An 18,513-nucleotide genomic window follows, 5' to 3' on the forward strand; every position below is an offset into this window, starting at 1 on the left:
CCTTCGATTGACCCTGAGCTGATGATCCGCATGCTGATCGTGGGCTATGCGGTCAGCAGCTATTATGGCCATCAGCCTTGCCTGTGAGCCGCGAAGTGCGAAAGAAAAGGAATTTTCGCAGGCCCCCCCACGGCTGACCTCGGTTGTTTCAGAAACCGTGCTGAAAAAACTTCTCTAACAGCGGTGAGGCCGGGGACAAAAGCCACGGCACTCATCACTCAGAAGCAAGCATGGCCTTCCCCCGTACCTTTTGGGTATCAGTGGTCGTCTGGCGATCCACCTTGAACCATGCGGCGTACAGCGCCGGGACGAAGAAAATTGTCAGCAGCGTCGCCACAGTGAGGCCGCCCATGATCGCGATCGCCATCGGCCCCCAAAACACACTGCGCGTTAACGGGATCATTGCAAGAACGGTGGCCAGCGCCGTCAGCATCACCGGACGCGCTCGGTGAATGGCGGCATCCAGCACAGCATTCCAGGGGGCGCGGCCCTCAGCGATCTCGATTTGTATTTGATCGATCAGGATCACCGCGTTGCGCATGATCATGCCACCCAGTGCGATGATGCCCAGGATCGCGACGAAGCCCAGCGGCGATTGAAACACCAGCAGCGCGGGCACCACACCGATCAAGCCCAGCGGTGCGGTCAGCATCACCATCCACATGCGGGAAAAGTTCTGCAATTGCAGCATGAGCAATAGCAGGATAGTGACCAGCATCAACGGGGCTACCGCGAGCAGCGCCTTGTTGGCCTTGTCACTTTCCTCAACCGCTCCGCCTACATCGATGCGGTATCCGGTCGGCAGCTTGGCTTCGATGTCCTTGAGCAACGGCTGGATTTCCTGCGTCACCGATACACCCTGTTCACCATCCTTCACGTCGGCACGCACAGTGATCGCCATGTCGCGGTTGCGGCGCCACAGTACAGGCTCTTCCAGTTCAGCGCGCACCTGGGCGACTTGCGACAGCGGCACCACCGTGCCTTGGCGTGTGTAAAGGTTGATGTTTTTCAGTGTGTCGAGGTTCAAGCGTTCCTCTGGCACGGCACGGGCCACGATGTCGATCAGGTCCTCGCGCTCACGCAACTGCGACAGGGCTGCGCCGTTCATCACGGTCTGGGTCGCCAGCGACACGTCGGCCGGCGTGAGGCCAAGCGCGCTCGCCTTGTCCTGATCAAGCTCCACTTTCAGTGTTCGCACCGGGTCATTCCAGTCGAGCTGGAGGTCGCGCACCTTCGGATTGGACGCCACTATATTCTCTACGTCGCGGGCGATCTTGCGCACCACCTGGGTATCGGGGCCTACGACGCGGAACTGCACCGGGTAGCCGACAGGCGGTCCCAACTCGAGCCGGGTCACGCGCACCCACGCCTGCGGGAATTGTTGGTCAGCCGAGGCCACCAGCCGCGCACGTACTCGCTCGCGTGCCTCCAGGTCTTTGGTCATCACAACGAACTGGGCAAACCCCGGATTGGGCAGCTCGGGGTTGAGCGAGAGATAGAAGCGCGGTGCGCCGGCGCCGGTGTAGGCGGTATAGAAACGCACGTCCTTGTCTTTCGCCAGGATCTCCTCCATGTGCTTGACCTGCTCGGTCGTCGCGGCGAACGAGGAGCCTTCCTTGACACGCAGGTCAATGACCAGTTCAGGACGCGAACTGTTGGGGAAGAATTGCTGCGGCACCAGCTTGATACAGGCCAGAGCGAGCACCATAGCACCCACCGTCGCACCGATGACCACCCAGCGACGCTCGATGGCGGTGTCGATCAGGCGGCGCAGGCTGCGGTAAAACTTGGTGTCGTGTGGATCAGCGTGCTGGTGCGTGCCCAAGTCGTTGGGCAGCATCTTGACCGCCAGGTACGGTGTGAAGATGCCGGAACAGATCCACGAGAACAGCACCGCGGCGCCGACGATCCAGAAAATGCCCCCCGCGTACTCGCCGGTGGTGGACTTCGACAGGCCGATCGGCAGAAAGCCCACGACCGTGATCAGCGCGCCGGTCAGGCGCGGCATGGCGGTGGACTGATAGGAGAAGGCGGCGGCCTTCACGCGGTCCATGCCGGTTTCCATCTTCGCCACCATCATCTCGATGGCGATGATGGCGTCATCCACCAGTAGTCCCAATGCGATAATCAGTGAGCCGAGCGAGATGCGCTCGAGGTTCCAGCCCATCGCCAACATCACCAGCGCCACGCCGCCCAGCACCAACGGCACCGTGGCTGCGACCACGAGGCCTGCGCGCCAGCCCAGACTGGCCAGGCTCACCGCAATCACGATGACCAGCGCCTCGACTAGCGCGCGCCCGAAGTCCAGGATTGCATCCCTCACCGTGGTGGGCTGATCGGCCACGAGTTCCAGCTCCACACCATGCGGAAGTTCCGACTGGATCTTGGCGACTGCCATGTCCATCGCCTTGCCAAGGTCCACGATGTTGCCGTCGCTGGTCATTGTGATGCCGAGCATCAGTACGGGCTGGCCATTGTGACGTACCGTGTAGGTCGGCGGATCCTCGAAGCCACGTGTAACGGTTGCGATGTCGCCGAGCTTGATCAGCCGGCTGCCCGCGGAGATGGGCACATTGCGGATAGCCTCTTCGCTGGCGAATTGGCCGCTCACGCGCACCATGACGCGGTCGCCTCGGGTGTCGATCTGGCCTGCGGGCAACATCGCGTTCTGGCTCTTGAGGCTTTCGGTGATGGCCAGCGGTGTAATGCCCAGCGCTGCCAGGCGTTCGTGTGAGAACTCGACGTAGACACGCTTGGCCTGCTTGCCGATGAGATCGATCTTTTTGACCATCGGCACCTTCAGCATCTGGCGCTTGATGTCCTCGGCCGCGTCCGACAGGTCGGCGTGGCCGACACCGTCGCCCTTGACCGCGTACATCAGGCCATACACGTCGCCGTACTCGTCGTTGAGGATCGGGCCGATCACGCCGTCAGGCATCTCGAGGCTCAGGTCGTTGAGTTTCTTGCGCGCCTGGTACCAGGCTTCGCGCTGCTCAGCCTTGGAAGTGCCGCCGCGCACGGTGAGCGTCATGCCGGCATAGCCTTGCCGCGCGTAGGTGACAACCTTCTCGAAGTTGTCGATCTGCTCGAATTTCTTCTCCATACGGTTGAGGACCTGGTCCTGCAATTGCTGGGCAGTGGCGCCCGGCCAGATGACCATGGCGGTCATGGAAGGCACGGAAAAGTTCGGATCCTCGAGCTGGCCGAGCCGGGTGAAGCTGAAGGCGCCGGCCACCGCGACAATGAGGAGCATGAACAGAACGATGGCGCGATGGCGCAGCGCCCAGTCGGTGAGGTTGAAATTGTTCATCGAGTGGCCTGCAGCGTGGTATTCGCGTCAACAATCGCCGCACCGGGAAGCGCGACCTTCAGTCCGGACGTCATCTTCTGGACACCGGCGGTGACGATCAATGCGCCAGCCTGCGGCCCGGAGATGAGCACCTGGTCGTTGCGGTAACCCCAAACTGCCACACGCTCCAGATCGACGATGCCTACGGGGTCCTTGCCCGTGGGCGTGACCACCCACAGCGCCGGCTGACCGCCGTTCTGCGTCAATGCCGTGGCTGGCACTGCCGCCACAGATACACTGGTCATGACTCGCTCGGCCATCACCGTGGCGGTGGCGCCCAGCGGCAGTGCCTGTAACGGCTTGAGCCGCGCGCGATAGGTACGTGTCTGCGCTGCCGCCTGTGGCGACAGCTCGCGCAGCGTGACATCGAAGATCTCGTTCGGCGCACTGGCCAGCGAGGCCTTGAAGCGCGCGTCCTTGAAGACAGCCAGTTGATCCTCGGGCACGTCGATGACGATCTCGGATTCGCCCGGGTTCGCGATCGAGATAACCGGTTGACCCTCCGGCACGACCTGCCCTGCCTCAAAGCGCACAGCCGTGACGACGCCGCTACGCGAGGCGCGCAGCACGGTGTACTTGAGCCGGTTGCGCGCGAGTTCGAGCTTTCGCGCTTCGGCCTCGGCGGTCGCATGCGCGGTTTGGGCATTGGTATGCGCGCGCTCGGCATCGGCCGCACTGACCGAGCCGTCAGTCTTCAGCGCGGACAGGCGCTGATTGTCCGAGTCGGCTTGGCGAGTCTGCTCGACGGCAACCGACCACTGTTGTCGCGACGTTTCTTCAGCGAGGCGGTAGTCGCTATCATCCAGCACAGCCAGGATGTCGCCTTCACGCACAAACTGGCCTACATCGACCTTGCGCTGGTCTACCTTGCCACCCACGCGGAAGGCCTGGTCGACCTCATGTCGCGACTGTACGGTGCCCACATAGCGACTGATGTCGCGGGCATTGTCGTAGCTGATTGCAACGGTGCGCACCGGTCGTGGTGCCTGCACAGAGGGCTGGTCGGGGCTACACGCGGACAGCATGACCGCTACGGCCAAGGCGCCGGCCGCAGTAAGGGAATTCTTCAAGACGGTTCCTCTTTGGAAAACGACAGATTCTTAGGAAAGTGGTGGCCGTTTGGCTTTGGCGGATGCGGTTGGGTTGGAGGGGGGTTCGAACACCTGCCAGCCCCCGCCCAGTGCCTTGTAGAGCTGCACGCTATCAAGCAGCAGGCGGGTGTTGCTTTCGTTGGAACTCAGGCGTGCCGCCAGGCGCGCGCGCTGCGAGTCCAGCAGTGGCAACAGGTCGATCTGTCCGCGGTTATAGAGCGACTGGGCGCGACTTTGCGCCGTCTCTGCGGAAGCGGCGGCCAATTGCAGCGACCCGCAACGGCGGCGTTCCTGCGCAAGCGTGACCAAGGCGTTTTCCACATCCTCAAGCGCACGCACGATGCCGTCTTCGGCACGTAGTACGGCCTCTTGTTGAGCACTTTCGGCCGCATCGTTGATTGCTTGCGTGCGCCCCGCGTTGAAGAGCGGCATTGCCAGCAGACCCGCGACATTGGTGAAGCGCGCAGCACCAAGATCGGCTCCGTTCAGGTTCAGACCCTGGCGTCCAAAGGACGCACCGAGAAAAAGTTGCGGGAACCACTCAGCTTTCGCTTGCTGACGACGTGCATTGGCAGCGTCGAGTTGAGCCATCAACGCCAGCACGTCAGGTCGGCGTTGCAGCAATTCGGCCGGCTGCCCGGGCTTGGCCTCAGGCACATCAGTCATATCGCCGCTCGAGGGCTGAATGTTGGTGCTGTTGAAAGACTGGTCGGCGATCAACACCGCGATACGGTGGCGGGCCACCGCCACTTGGGTCTCCAACGGCGGAATCTGCGCCCGCGCCGACAAGGCGTCGGTTTGGGCGCGTTCGACGTCGAAGGCGGATGCCAGCCCCACCTGTTGACGTGCGGTAACCAAGCGCAGCGTTTCATCCTGCATCGCCGAGATTGCTCGTAGCGTTGCGACCTGGCGTTGCGCGCCGACCAGTGTGAAATAGTTGCTGACGACATCGCTTATCACCAGCAGGCGTACTCCCCGCATGCTGTGTTCCGCGGCTAGCGCATCGGCGTCAGCCGCCGCCGCACCGGCTCTAAGGCGGCCACTCAGGTCGAGTTCCCACGAGACGTCCAAGCCCGCACTGGCGGTCTTGATATCCGGATACCCCTGTTTTATGGCCGAATTGAAGCCGGTGCTGCGGTCACTGCCGGAGACCGACGCACCGACGCTCGGAAGTAGCCAGGACTGGCTGACCGTTTCTCCAGCACGCGCGGCACGCAACCGTTCGGCGGCAATCTTGACGTCGCGGTTCTCCCGCGCGGCTCGACGGACCAGGTCCGTCAGCAATGGGTCGTGATAGACCTCCCACCAGGCCGCCTCGGGCTCCATCTCGGACGCCGTACTCGCGGTGAAGTTACTCGGCAAGTCGACCGAGGGCTTGACAACCGGTGTGGAGCAGCCGGAAAGGGCGATGGCGATCGAAGTGGCCAAGGCTGCCGCTAGGGCGAACGCGGTTGGGCACTTGGTGCGTTGCAAGGATGTCCCATCCGCATGGCGGGGCAGCGGATGGGGGGTGGAAAGTCGCGGCATTGGAAATGGACTCGTGTAGTTCGAGGTGGCGTCAGCGTAGGGGGACTGCGTGCGCAAAGTCGTCAGCGAACCGTCAGCGTTCGGTCGCCATGCGCTTTGTCTGTCGATGCTGGAAAGGATCATTCACCATCGCTTTCTATCGCCTGCTCACCGACTGCTGTCGCCAGATCCTCGCCAATCGACTCCAGCAACTCTTCGGCGCACGAGAACTCGCGCTGACGTCCGGTGACCAGGTTTTCGAGTCGGCCCATCAGGGCCTCCGGTCCGGCATCACTGCGCAGCTTGACGACGTATGCGCGGCGGCTCGGGTATTTGGATTCAGGGTTAAGGCTCATCACAGACCTGGGGTTCTAGAAGGTTCGATGCCAGCGTAAGCCGTCCCCCTGGTTCGAGTCGTAAGCAAAAGGTCAGACTTCGGTCGGATGACCTCCGCTCCCACAACCGTCACTTCAAGCCCGTTTAGCAGCCTCAACCAGCGAGCGTGCACGTTTGACCTGTTCGGTTGCATGCGTTTCGGGTAACTGATCAATCAGCATCACCAATGCTTGGCGATCCGCTGGTACGGCGTCGTGGTACTCACATAATTCAACCAGCGCGAGCAGCTCCAGCCACAATGCTTCCTGGTCGCGCGCCTCTTCAATCGCAGCCCGTACCGCCGCGTTACTGGCATCCGACCGATCCTGAGCTCGAGCGATCGCGGCCTCCAACAGCAACAGTTGCGGCAGGTATACGCGTTCGCCCAATTCCTCTCCCACCCGGAGGGCTTCCTGCAATTCAACGTGCGCTGCGTCGTAATCGCCTGTCAGTAGCAGCGCCTCGGCGGCGTAGCCGAGTACCTCGCTGGCTCCGGAGCGCATACCGAGTCCAGTGTGTTCCTCGTAGGCCTCACGGATGTGACGGTAGCCGTCGTGGGGGGCACCGTTGCGCGCGTCGGCCCAGCCGCGCCACCAGCGGCAAGCCGTGCGCCCAAGCGCGAGCGAATATTCATCGACGAGCTTGTGCATGTCATCAGCCAGCGCTGCCACCCGCACAGAGTTTCCCAGTCGTACCTCGATCAACACCTCCTGCCAGGTAGCGACCAGCCATGTCATAGGTTGTCGAAGCGTATGCGCGCGGGTTCGTGCCTGCTGCATATGGGTTCGCCCTTGCTCAATCAGACCAGACCGAACCAGTTCGATGGCCAGCATGCCGTGCAGCATGACCTGGGGATCTGCCGCAAAGATCTCGTTTGTCCCTATGCCCAGCGGCTCGGCGATCGCGAGGGCGCGCTCTAACCAGCTGCGTGTCATTTTCGTGCGGCCCTGGAGGTGATGCACCTCGCCCTGAACGATGCATGCCGCCAGCATGAGCTCTTGGTCGTTTGCGTTAAGGGAGAGAGCTTCAGCACGCTCTGCCACTTCCAACGCCTGCAAATAGTCGCCGCGTAGACCGAGTAGATAGCCGAATCCGTGCAAAAGGCGACCGCGCATGGGGTGCTCGGGGACTTCCACTAGCAGAGTGTAACCCCGCTCGAAAGCGCCCTTTGCCTTGCTGCCGACACCGAACATGTGGAAAGCCGAAACCCCCTGCAACGTGGCCAAGGTAATTTCGAGCGTATCGCGTTCCGCTCCTTCGGGGGCCTGCACAAGTAGGGCCAAGGCGCGCTCAGTGAGGCCGATGCACAAGTCCGGGCTGAAGTGCAGTAGCGCGGCTTCTGCCGCCTCAGCGTAATAGCGCAGCGCGATCATCGGTAGCCGAGCACGGTCGAAGTGCATCGCCAGTTCCGAGGCCGCAACCGGCACACCGGTCGAGCGCTCGCGTTCGAGGACAGTGCCAACCTGGCGATGGAGATCGATGCGCAACGGACGAGGCGTGCGTTCGTACAGCACCTGACGAAAAAGGGCATGGCGGAACGAGTAAGGCCGCTCTACCGCTTCGTCAATATCGGGTGTCCGCGATTGTGTGAGCCATACCTGCTCACGCATCAGTTCCTCACAGGCCCCGATCACCGAAGAGAGATTGCGCTCGAGGGCGAGCGAAACCGTCTCAATCCGGAAATCGGACCCGCACACCGCAGCCGCGCAGAGAAGTGTTCGTTGCTCGGGAGCCAGCTTGGCAATGTAGTGATCGATGATGGCCGCAAGGTTCTCGGGAACTACCAGATCCGCCAGCCGAGCTTCGATGGTGGTTTCGTCCTCTTTTACATCCATCACTTCAGTGATGATTGAGGAAACGAACAACGGTACGCCGTCGGTCCGTTCGTGCAGGGCGCGCACGAAGGTTTCATTGCATGCCAGTGAGGCTGAACGCAACGCCACATAGTCGGCGACCTCGGTTTCGGAAAACGGGTCGAGTACTACTTCCTCGCACAAGCGTTGCAGACGCAGTTCGTGACGTAATGAGCTGAGTGGATGTTCGAGAGCCACCACTTCGGCAAGACGCAAGCTTGATAGCCACATGAGCCGTGCGGGGCCACGGCGTCGCGCCATGTAGTTAATCAACTGAACCGTCGCCCGGTCGCTCCAGTGCAGATCTTCGGTTACCAGCAACAGCGGGCGCAGTTCTGTGAAGCGGTCCAACAATTCACCAAATTCCCTCAGCATGCGTTCCGGGCCGACGCCGGCCAGCTCGCGCCGCAATGTGTCTCGTTCCTGCGTGCTACTCAGCCACGGCAATTGCAACAGCCAGGTGGGTGCTACTTCGCGCAACAACGCCGGCAGGGTCGGGTCGCTGCGGCACAGATCGGCCAACGCCTCCAGTACCGGCAGGTACGGTTCACCGGTGCCGAAGTGCTCCATGCAATGGCCGCGGGCGCAGGCGATGCCGCCAAGACCGGCAAGAAAATGCTCGATCAATGTGGTTTTGCCGATCCCCGGTTCTCCAGCCAGCCAAACTACGGCCCGCTGGCCTCCACTAACCCGTTCCCACGCCCGTTGCAGCCTGGCGACTTCGGCAATGCGACCGATGAATGTCGGCAATTGAGGTGAGCCGGCTTCCGGGACTGCCGTAGATGCAGGAGGCACCGAAGCAGCAAGAGACGAGACGGCGATGAAGCGATAGCCGCGCCGCGACACCGTCTCAATAAAACGAGGGTGCTTGGGGTCATCGCCCAATACCTTGCGCAGGTCACTGATGGCCGTTTTCAGGACTGAATCACTGACAAACCGATGCCCCCACACCGCATCCAGTAAAGAGTCCTTGGATACCAATGACCCCGGCTGGCGGGCAAGCACACATAACAACAGGAAAGGGGTCGGCGCCAAAGCCACCGCTTGCCCAGCGTGGAACAAGCAAGCGTTGGCCTCATCGAGCTCGAACTCGCCGAAGCTCAGCAGGACGGGGGTTGGATGGGGCTGCGGACGGGCCACGGGTAATTCCTGAAAACTTAAAACGTGGTGCTGAAAATTCGCACGGTATCGATCGTCTTCGATCTAGCCTCGGTCCCTCGCAGTGACGCGCTTTAGTCATGGGCCACTGTTCCCATGACACCCCTGATCGACCCTGACGCCAAGCGTCGTCGGTCGGAAACTGGCGTACCCAAAACTTTATGCCACGAGCCTTGTTTGCCTAAACGCGGGCAGTGACACCTGGCCTCTGCGCTGGTTCGTTCGACCACATCACGGCTTTTCAATTATCTCAAAAAAATATGACAAATTCATCAATATTGAAATATATCTCAATTTTGCTTATCTTGATTCCGCCTGACGATGAGACCTATGCGCCTCACGACTTCAATCACAACAAGGGCTCGAGATGAACAACAACAAGAACGTTTCCGAATTGCCTACCTCCACCGTCGATGTACTGATCGTCGGTAACGGTCCGGTAGGGGCGACAATCGCGGCGCTGCTCGGCCGCTACGGGGTTACGACCCTGGTGCTGGACAAGCTCCATGAAATCGTACTGATGCCTCGTGCCATTGCTCTGGACAACGAGGCCCTGCGCATCCTGCAACTCGCCGGATTGTCGGAGGACGCTTTCGAGAAGATCGTTATCCCTGAAGTGAAGATGCACTCTCCGGTCCTCGGGCAATTTGGTCGCGCCAATACCGAAGGATGCATCGACGGCCATCCCAAGCTTGTGACCTTCTATCAACCCGATCTGGAACGCGCGATGCGTGGCCAGGTTTCCCGACTGAAATCAGTGACCAGCCTGGGTGGTTTCGAGTTGGAGAGTCTGGTTGAGGAAGCGGATTGCGTGGTTGCCACCGTGCGGGGTGAAGATGGGCAGTCGCATGCTGTTCGCGCCCAGTACCTGATTGGTGCAGACGGTGCCAGCTCCCGGGTCAGGGCGCTGATCGGCCAGGAATTTGAAGGGCAAACCTATGCTGAGGATTGGTTGATTGTCGATGCCAGGAACCGGCATCAGTCGGCCATTGATCACATTGAGTTTATCTGTGATCCGCGACGGCCCACGCCGCACATGCCCGCCCCCGGTGGCAGGGAACGCTGGGAATTCATGCTGCAGCCCGGCGAATCCCGGGAGGAGCTGGAAAGCCCGGAAAGCATCGCGCGGCTCATTGCGCCATGGGTCAATCCGCAGGAACTGGAAATCGAGCGCAAGGCGGTCTATCGATTCCACGCGCGTTGCTGCAATAGATTCAGTAAGGGGCGTACTTTCCTGGTCGGCGACGCCGCACACATCACCCCCCCTTTTGTGGGACAAGGTCTCGTAGCGGGCCTTCGTGACGGCGCCAACCTGGCCTGGAAGCTGGCTTGGGTTCTTCGTGGTCATGCCGCGCCGGCGATACTCGATACTTATGACGTAGAGCGGCGACCACATGCTCAGGCCATGATTAATCTGGCGAAACTCATGGGTCGCCTGGTCATGCCCAAGAACAAGATCGCAGCGTTCTTTATCCACGGCTTGATGCGCATGCTGGGATTGACCCCCGCCACCAGAAGGTACTTCGAGCAGTTGGACATCAAGCCGAAGAACACCTTCAAGAAAGGCTTGTTCGTGCCACATCGTCGCGGCGATAAGCTGGTACGTGGCAGCCTGTTTCCCCAGGCTTGGGTTCGCACCCTGCAAAAGCAGATCACGCTGAGCGACGATGCGCTGGGCGACAACCTGACCCTGGTTGGATTCGGTGTCGACCCCTTATCACTGCTCACCACTGATCAAATCGTTGCCTGGGAAAAGATGGGCGGCCACTTCCTGGAAGTCAGACCCCGTGGCCTACGCTCCGACGGCCGTTGTGACTTCATTGAAGACATGAACCATGAGATCCTGTCGCTGGCTGCAAAAGGAACATTGGTCGCCGTTCGTCCTGACCGTATCATCATGCACCACGCCCCTGGCACAGAGGCCAGCAGACTCCTTCAAGACTGCCGGGACCTGCTGATGAGTGATGACGCCACTGCTGACAGCGCTTCCATTACCATCAACGAGCCGATTAGATTACGAGCTTGATCATGCATTCCCCCACACCTCCTTTAGAAGCTGCTGTACCAGTACCTCTCACTCGGGGGCACAAGAAGCGTGAGCGCACCCGTCGTGGCCTGATGGACGCGGCATTGCGCCTTGTCGCACGTAAGGAGGCGGGGGAAATCACACTGCTCGAGGTAGCCGCGGAGGCAGAGGTATCCAACGGCACCATCTACAACTATTTCCGAACGCGCGACGAAGTCTTCGAAGCAGTGGGCATTGCCATGGCCGCCGAGTTCTCCGACGCCATTGCCGTCCTGAACGCGGATGTGCACTGCGGAGCACAGCGGCTTTCGATCGGTGTGCGCATGTTTGTGTGCCGGGCCGCTGCCGACCACCAATGGGCGAATGCGTTGCTGCGTATCATCCATTTCGACCAGGCGATGCGCTCGCGTCTGGCTGAACATGTACTGGGCGATCTGCGTGAGGGGCTGCGTGCGGGCGCGCTTGCTTACGAGGACGAAGGGGTCGCCCTGGATATTGTATTGTCGTGCACAACCGGAGCAATGCGCTCGGTTGTCGAGGGGCGGGCAGTAGTGGAGCACGATCTACGGGTCGCCGAAATGGTTCTCCAGGCTCTGGGCGTCACACCTGCCAGAGCCAGGGAAATCGCCAGCAAGCCGCTACCGGCCTGATCCGATATCGTTCTTGATCTACCTGGCTTGATCGATCCATTGCCGATAGCTCTTCGCCTGGCGACGGGCCTTCAACTGATTGCCGATCAATGCCATGAGTGGCGACGTCCCGGGTTTTGTCCGTTTCCCTTGACTTAGCAAGCCGAGCTGCTTCTTGATCACCGATGCCACTGCCAGCGATGCCAGCGTCTTGTTCTTCCAGCGGACGACGATGGGCTCCACCTTGATGTCCCGACCTGCCATCCACTGTTTCGGCAGGGCTGGCTCGATTGCCAGTGCAGTGGCAAGTCCGACCATCGACACCGAGCCGCTCACCACACGCTCCGCGACCTCCTTTCTGCGCACGCCGCCGGTGACCATCAACGGCATGCGCGCTATTTCTCCAATTTTTTCTGCGAACTCGAGAAAGTAGGCTTCTCGAGCCAGGCTGCTGCCATCGCGGGTCTGCCCCTGCATGGCCGGACTTTCGTAGCTGCCACCCGACAACTCGACCAGGTCGACCGCCTTGGCGTTAAGCATTTCCACTACGCGAGCCGCATCCTCGGCATCGAACCCGCCGCGCTGAAAGTCCGCCGAGTTGAGCTTCACAGCGACGCAAAAGATCGGCGCCACTCGCTGGCGAATTGCGTCGATAGTTTTCAATAGGATTTTTGCACGATTTTCGAGGCTACCGCCCCAGCAGTCATCACGCCGATTGGTCAAGGGCGAAAGGAATTGGCTGAATAGATAGCCATGCGCGGCATGAATCTGCACGCCGGTGAATCCGGCACGCTCCGCCAGCACCGCCGCTTGGGTATAGCGCCCGATGAGCTCTTCGATCTCCTGCTCTTCTAAAGCCCTGGGCAGTACAAACGCTTTTGAAAGTCCGGGAATATCGACCGCAACAGCGGAGGGGCCCCTTGCCGATTGCCCCATTGAAGCCAAGAGCTGCCGTCCGGGATGATTGATTTGCATCCAGGCCTGGGCTCCACGGCTGCGACAAGCGTCTGCCCATAGCTTGAATTTACCCAGGTCCCGATCGTCCTCAAGCACTACGCCAGCTGGGCCGGTCAAGGCGTGGCGGTCAACCATTACGTTGCCAGTGATGATCAGGCCGGCTCCACCCTCCGCCCAACGCTGGTAGAGCTTAATCAGCGCTTCGCCTGGAGCGTGTTCCTCATTGGCAAGGTTCTCCTCCATAGCAGCCTTGGCGATTCGGTTTGGAATCACCGTGCCGTTGGGTAATCGAAGCGGTTTGAAGATATTTGAGCCGGTCATGTTCTGTCCTTCAGCTAATGAAAAGTCGGCCAGCGATCGCTGAGGGTCATACCGTTTGAGCGCTGTATGCACAGTACTTGCTCAGAGGTTGAGCTCCTGCATTCCATCGATGGGCCGGTTTGAAGGCTGCCGAGAGGGCGAGCCAGATCGTGACATAATTGAACACGAGTGTTCAATTATGTCAATGTGAAGGACTTGTGTTGATCCGGCGACGTCGATCAGGGTATCTAGATTATTAGGGTTGAATGCCATATTCAGACGAAAAATCCAACATGCATAAAAATGCGGTTGACGATAAGTGAACACAAGTGTTCAATGTATTCATGAGGTAATCCTGGAGAGAGAACCGTGCAATCCCTGAGTGCAACACAGCGCCGCATTCATCAAGCTGCCTTTCGCCTGTTCGCCGAGAGAGGCACCTCACAAGTGAACATCCTCGATCTCGCACAAGAGGCAGGCGTAGCGCGCGGAACGGTCTATAGCAACATCGACAGCATGGAAAACCTGTTCGAGGCGGTCGCCAGCCATCTCGCGAGGGAGATGCATGAGCGCATCAACAAGAGCTTCGATTCCCTCTCGGATCCTGCTCATCGCCTTGCCAATGGCATTCGATTCTTCATTCGCCGAGCGCATGAAGACTCCCAGTGGGGCGCGTTCATCCATAAATTCGCCATGAGCAATTCGGCGTTGCGCGAAATGTTCAGCAGCCAGGCGACCAAGGATCTTCTGAGCGGGCTTACTACTGGGCGCTACACGTTTGCGCAGGAGCAATTGCTCTCGGTACTGACGCTGATATCGAGCAGCGTGCTTGGCTCGATTTTCCTGGTACTGGAAGGTCACAAAACGTGGCGCGAATCGGGCTCTGACACCGCTGAGCTGGTGTTGCGGGCATTGGGTGTGCCGCCAGAGGAGGCTCGTCTGTTGGCGATCCAGGAGTTGCCGGTACTGCCTACTCTCGACTGAGTCCGTAACTGATTTGACTGGATAAACCCCCGATTTTTCAGGGGGGCGGGACAGCTTTGCCCTAAAAACCCGGAAAACAAAAACAATGAACAACAAAAACGAATTGCACCGGTTGACGACACCACACCCTGCGCGGCATCCGCAGCCGACGGTAAAGGCCCAGGATCTGACTCACCTGATCTTCCAGCGGCCGGACTTGAATGAGGCGGCGCGTTTCCTGACTGACTTCGGCCTGACGGTCAGTCGGCAGGAGGCCGATACGCTCTATATGCGGGCCACCGAAGCCACTGCCTATTGTTACCGTGTCCAACGTGGCGAACATGCGCGCTTTATCGGGTTCGGACTTGCCGTGCAGTCCCTGGAAGATCTGGAAAAGCTCACTCGAATCCCGGGTGCGTCATCGGTCGAGAAATCGGAACATCCCGGTAAAGGGTATTGCGTCAGACTGACGGATCCGTCCGGTTTCATTGTGGAAGCCGTCTGCGATCAGACGCCGGGCAAGACGCTGGCACATAGAGCTCCTCTCATCTGGAATCAGGCGCAGGAACAACCGCGGATCAACGCCACGCAGCGTCCGCCGATTGCTCCCCCTGAAGTCCTCAAACTGGGCCACATCGTCATTGAAGTGGCCGACTATCAAGCGACCTGTGCATGGTATACGCAGCATTTCGGGTTTATTCCCAGCGATGTGCAGGTACTCCTCGACGGCACGCCTATCGTCACTTTCATGCGCCTTGATCTCGGTGACATTCCCGCGGCTCACCATACGCTCGCGATTGCGCAAGGGTTCATGGCCACCTACAGCCATAGCGCCTATGAAGTTGTCGATGCAGACGCCGTGGGCATGGGGCAGCGCGTCCTGCGGGAGCGGGGTTGGGCGCACTCATGGGGCATCGGCCGGCACATTCTGGGCAGTCAGATCTTCGATTACTGGCAAGACCCTTGGGGCGACAAGCACGAGCATTACTGCGACGGAGATGTTTTCACGGCCACTCGGCCTACCGGCATTCATCCGGTGAGTCCCGAGGCAATGGCGCAGTGGGGGCAGCGCATGCCCAAGAGCTTTACCAAACCCAAGTTGACCCTACCCAATGTGCTGCTGCTGATCCGCAACCTGCGACGCAGCCCGGACCTGACCATTCGCAAGCTGATAACACTCATGCGGATGTTTGGGTAGAGCTGCCGCCATGTCGGACAACTCAACCCGGTTTGGCCGGCGGGACGTGCTTAAAGCCGGCGCTTTGATTGCTGGCGGTGCGTGGGTGTACACCGTTTCCAGCCCGCCTTCAGAACAACACCACAGTTCCCGCGCCACCGAACGCGGGACAAACGCCGCTCCAGGAGTACCTTCAATGTCTGCTGTACACGTAGTCCGCTTTGAATATCAGAACGGTATCCACTGGGGCGTGCTTCGCCAGGGCCGTATCACAATTGTCCCTGGTGTTTTCGAAACCACCGGTGACTTCATTAGCCAGAACAGTCTCGACGACCTCGCTCAACTGAAAGGTTCTGAGTTGGAGGCGGGCGAAGTAAAACTGCTGTCGCCGGTGACCCGTAACCAGCAGTTTGTCTGCCAGGGTGCCAATTACCGTCAGCACATGATCGAGTCTGGCATGGACCCTGATGCGAAGAAATTCAACATGATCTTCACCAAGGCGACGAGTTGCCTGGTGGCGGCTGACAGCGACCTGATCAAGCCGCGCCACGTGCGCTTCCTTGACTACGAGATCGAGCTGGGCCTTGTGATGAAGCGCTCGATCACCGGCGCTGTTGCTGTCACCGACGCCAATCTGCATGAGTTCATTGCAGGTGTCGTCATTGTCAATGACTACTCGGCGCGTGACATTCAGATTCCCCAGATGCAGTTCTACAAGGGCAAGAGCTACCGCACTTTCGGTCCGGTCGGCCCGTACCTGTGCCTTCTGGATGCCTCGAACATTCATTACCTGAAGGAACTGCAGCTACGCCTGACGGTGAACGACCAGGTGCGACAGGACGACAGCACGGCCAACCTGGTTTACGGCCCCGCTGAAACCCTGACCGAACTTTCTGCCTTGCAAGATCTCGCCGTTGGAGACCTGATCGCCACCGGTACGCCTGCCGGCTGTGCCCTGACGATCCCTTCACCCGCCAAAATGCGCATAGCAGCCCTGCTGCCCGAAGCCACCAAATGGAAACTCTTCCTCAAGGCACAAGAGGGCCGGACGCAGTACCTTAACGCCGGTGACGTGGTCGAGGCGCGTATTCGCAGTGCCGATGGTGTGGTCGACCTCGGCGTACAACGCAACCGAGTCGTGGGGGAAGCCTGATGGTCGTGCAGACCCTGAATGACATCGAAAGCCTCGAACGAGTCCCCTTGTCGGAGCGTGGTCTGGCTTGCAGCACTTATGAAGCGCTGCGTCAGGCGGCCGAGCGCACCCCTCAGGCACCGGCGCTCAGTTTCTTCGTCGATGCCGCCGATTTCAAGCGCACCCACGAGTGGAACTACTCCCAACTCTTGGCGGATATCACCCGCGCGGCAAATGCCTTCCATGACCTGGGCATAAAACCGGGCGAGGTGATTGCCTTCATCCTGCCCAACCTGCCGCAAACCCATTTCACGATATGGGGCGGGGAGGCGGCAGGGATCGTCATGGCGATCAATCCTCTGCTTGAGGCCAAGCAGATGGCTGGCTTGCTGAATGCCGCGAAGGCATCGGTGGTGGTGACTCTCGCGCCGACTCCAGGCAGCGACTTGTGGCCGAAACTGTCTTCGCAGCTGGATCAGTTGCCCGGGATCAGGTCTGTCGTTTGGGTCAGCATGGCGCCCTATGTCGACGAACCAGTGCGTGGGGCCCTGAAAGCCGTGGCACTGAAGGAACGAGACTTACACAGCGATATTGCGATCCACGATTGGCAAACGCTGATGAATGCCCAGCCGCACACGCACCTCAAGAGCGGACGGCAAATTCGCCAGGATGAGTGCTCCTCCTACATCTGTACGGGCGGCACCACGGGACTTCCCAAGATCGCCGCGCGTAGCCATGGCTCTGAAGTATTCAATGCATGGGCCGTGGCCGCTCACTTGCAGCCACGCAATGGTGGCCAGGTTATCTTTTGTGGCCTGCCGCTGTTTCATGTCAATGGCCAGCTGGTGACTGGGCTGATGCCTTGGACTCAAGGCGACCATGTGATTCTCGGCACGCCTCAAGGGTATCGTGGCGAGGGCGTGATCCCACGATTCTGGGAGATGGTCGAGCACTTCGGTATCAACCTCTTTTCCGGCGTGCCAACTGTCTATGCCGCACTTCTGCAAAATGAATGGCAGGGCCGCGACCTGTCCAGTCTTCGCTTTGCCATGTGTGGCGCAGCACCCATGCCGGCTGAGCTTTTCCGAGAGTTCGAGAACCGTACCGGGGTAAAAATCCTTGAAGGTTACGGCCTCACTGAGGGCGCCTGCGTCTCATCAATCAATCCGCCCCATGGCGAGCGCCATATTGGCTCTATCGGGATACGGATCGCCTATCAGAATATGCGCGCGGTCGTGCTCAATGATTCGGGAGAGTATCTGCGCGACGCCAACGTGGATGAGATCGGTCTGATCACAATCTGCGGTCCGAACCTCTTCGAGGGTTATCTGGAGGAGCGTCATAACCACGGCCTCTGGATCGACATCGACGGTCAGCGCTGGCTGAATACGGGCGATCTGGGTCGCCAGGATGCGCAGGGTTATTTCTGGCTGACCGGGCGCAAGAAGGAGTTGATTATCCGTGGCGGCCACAACATCGATCCCAAGCAAATCGAGGAGGCGCTTCAGGCGCATCCCGCCGTCGCTCTGGCCGCCGCTATCGGCAGTCCCGATGCCTACTCGGGCGAGGTGCCGGTCGCCTACGTTCAACTACGCCCCGGGCAAGTGTGCAATGCCGAAGAACTTGAGGCGTTCGCTCATCTCAACATCAGCGAGCGGGCAGCCGTTCCCAAGCGAATTGAAATCCTCGAAGCACTGCCTCTGACTGCCGTGGGCAAGATATTCAAGCCCGCTTTGCAGCAGCGCGAAATTGCCAAAGTAGTTCAGCAGGAAGTGGAACGACTGGGGCTTTCGGATATTGCTGTTGAAGTCGTGCAGGACAATCGTCGTGGGCAGGTTGCCTGCGTCAGGGCCGGCACTGGCCAGCAAGTGCTGGCTCCGCTCCTGGGGCGTTACAGCTTTCATGTGGAGTGGATCAATTGAGTTCCTGATTTGTAATCTGTAAGTCCGGCAGACATGCCCTGGCGCTGTTCAGTCAGGGTGTTTTACACAACATCA

The 18,513-nt window shown here is 59.9% G+C and carries 12 protein-coding genes; 6 read left to right on the forward strand and 6 right to left on the reverse strand.

Translation table 11 applies throughout. The features are described from left to right. Window positions 1-214: 214 nt before the first annotated feature. The 5 genes from PPUTUW4_RS10885 to PPUTUW4_RS10905 form a co-directional block, all read right to left on the reverse strand. Window positions 215-3,310: an efflux RND transporter permease subunit gene (locus PPUTUW4_RS10885; protein WP_015094688.1), complete on the reverse strand. Its 3,096-nt coding sequence runs from the start codon at window positions 3,308-3,310 to the stop codon at window positions 215-217. Next, window positions 3,307-4,419 carry an efflux RND transporter periplasmic adaptor subunit gene (locus PPUTUW4_RS10890; RefSeq protein ID WP_015094689.1) on the reverse strand — a complete coding sequence of 371 codons (1,113 nt, stop codon included), beginning with the start codon at window positions 4,417-4,419 and terminating at the stop codon, window positions 3,307-3,309. Before PPUTUW4_RS10890 ends, PPUTUW4_RS10885 begins: the two co-directional genes overlap by 4 nt. Window positions 4,420-4,449: 30 nt before the next feature. After that, entirely contained in the window at window positions 4,450-5,868 is a 1,419-nt protein-coding gene (locus PPUTUW4_RS10895; RefSeq protein ID WP_227698121.1) for a TolC family protein, read from the reverse strand. A 218-nt stretch (window positions 5,869-6,086) separates the two neighbouring features. Further along, window positions 6,087-6,302, reverse strand: a complete 216-nt coding sequence (locus tag PPUTUW4_RS10900; protein ID WP_015094691.1) for a hypothetical protein — start codon at window positions 6,300-6,302, stop codon at window positions 6,087-6,089. 114 nt (window positions 6,303-6,416) lie between these two features. Continuing rightward, window positions 6,417-9,314 carry an AAA family ATPase gene (locus tag PPUTUW4_RS10905; protein WP_015094692.1) on the reverse strand — a complete coding sequence of 966 codons (2,898 nt, stop codon included), beginning with the start codon at window positions 9,312-9,314 and terminating at the stop codon, window positions 6,417-6,419. A gap of 385 nt (window positions 9,315-9,699) precedes the next feature. Here PPUTUW4_RS10905 and PPUTUW4_RS10910 point away from each other — a divergent pair, with 385 nt between their 5' ends. Both PPUTUW4_RS10910 and PPUTUW4_RS10915 read left to right on the forward strand, forming a co-directional pair. Next, a complete protein-coding gene (locus PPUTUW4_RS10910; protein WP_015094693.1) occupies window positions 9,700-11,358 on the forward strand; it encodes a bifunctional 3-(3-hydroxy-phenyl)propionate/3-hydroxycinnamic acid hydroxylase in 1,659 nt (552 codons plus the stop codon). A 2-nt stretch (window positions 11,359-11,360) separates the two neighbouring features. Continuing rightward, on the forward strand, window positions 11,361-12,008 hold the full coding sequence (locus PPUTUW4_RS10915) for a TetR/AcrR family transcriptional regulator (RefSeq protein WP_015094694.1): 648 nt from the start codon (window positions 11,361-11,363) through the stop codon (window positions 12,006-12,008). 18 nt (window positions 12,009-12,026) lie between these two features. On the opposite strand, the gene PPUTUW4_RS10920 is transcribed toward PPUTUW4_RS10915, so the two are convergent. Beyond that, window positions 12,027-13,265 (reverse strand): NADH:flavin oxidoreductase/NADH oxidase family protein, encoded by a 1,239-nt coding sequence (locus tag PPUTUW4_RS10920; RefSeq protein ID WP_015094695.1) that lies wholly within the window; start codon window positions 13,263-13,265, stop codon window positions 12,027-12,029. A gap of 348 nt (window positions 13,266-13,613) precedes the next feature. Here PPUTUW4_RS10920 and PPUTUW4_RS10925 point away from each other — a divergent pair, with 348 nt between their 5' ends. The 4 genes from PPUTUW4_RS10925 to PPUTUW4_RS10940 all read left to right on the forward strand — a co-directional run bounded on the left by PPUTUW4_RS10925 (window position 13,614) and on the right by PPUTUW4_RS10940 (window position 18,438). Continuing rightward, window positions 13,614-14,228, forward strand: a complete 615-nt coding sequence (locus tag PPUTUW4_RS10925; RefSeq protein ID WP_015094696.1) for a TetR/AcrR family transcriptional regulator — start codon at window positions 13,614-13,616, stop codon at window positions 14,226-14,228. A gap of 85 nt (window positions 14,229-14,313) precedes the next feature. After that, complete coding sequence (locus PPUTUW4_RS10930; protein WP_015094697.1) at window positions 14,314-15,405, forward strand: VOC family protein; 1,092 nt, start codon at window positions 14,314-14,316, stop codon at window positions 15,403-15,405. A 175-nt stretch (window positions 15,406-15,580) separates the two neighbouring features. Then, on the forward strand, window positions 15,581-16,537 hold the full coding sequence (locus PPUTUW4_RS10935) for a fumarylacetoacetate hydrolase family protein (RefSeq protein WP_015094698.1): 957 nt from the start codon (window positions 15,581-15,583) through the stop codon (window positions 16,535-16,537). Next, on the forward strand, window positions 16,537-18,438 hold the full coding sequence (locus PPUTUW4_RS10940; protein ID WP_015094699.1) for an acyl-CoA synthetase: 1,902 nt from the start codon (window positions 16,537-16,539) through the stop codon (window positions 18,436-18,438). The genes PPUTUW4_RS10935 and PPUTUW4_RS10940 overlap by 1 nt, the downstream gene beginning before the upstream one ends. Window positions 18,439-18,513: the final 75 nt, after the last annotated feature.

The sequence above is a fragment of the Pseudomonas sp. UW4 genome (assembly GCF_000316175.1).
Classification (GTDB): domain Bacteria; phylum Pseudomonadota; class Gammaproteobacteria; order Pseudomonadales; family Pseudomonadaceae; genus Aquipseudomonas; species Aquipseudomonas laurylsulfatiphila.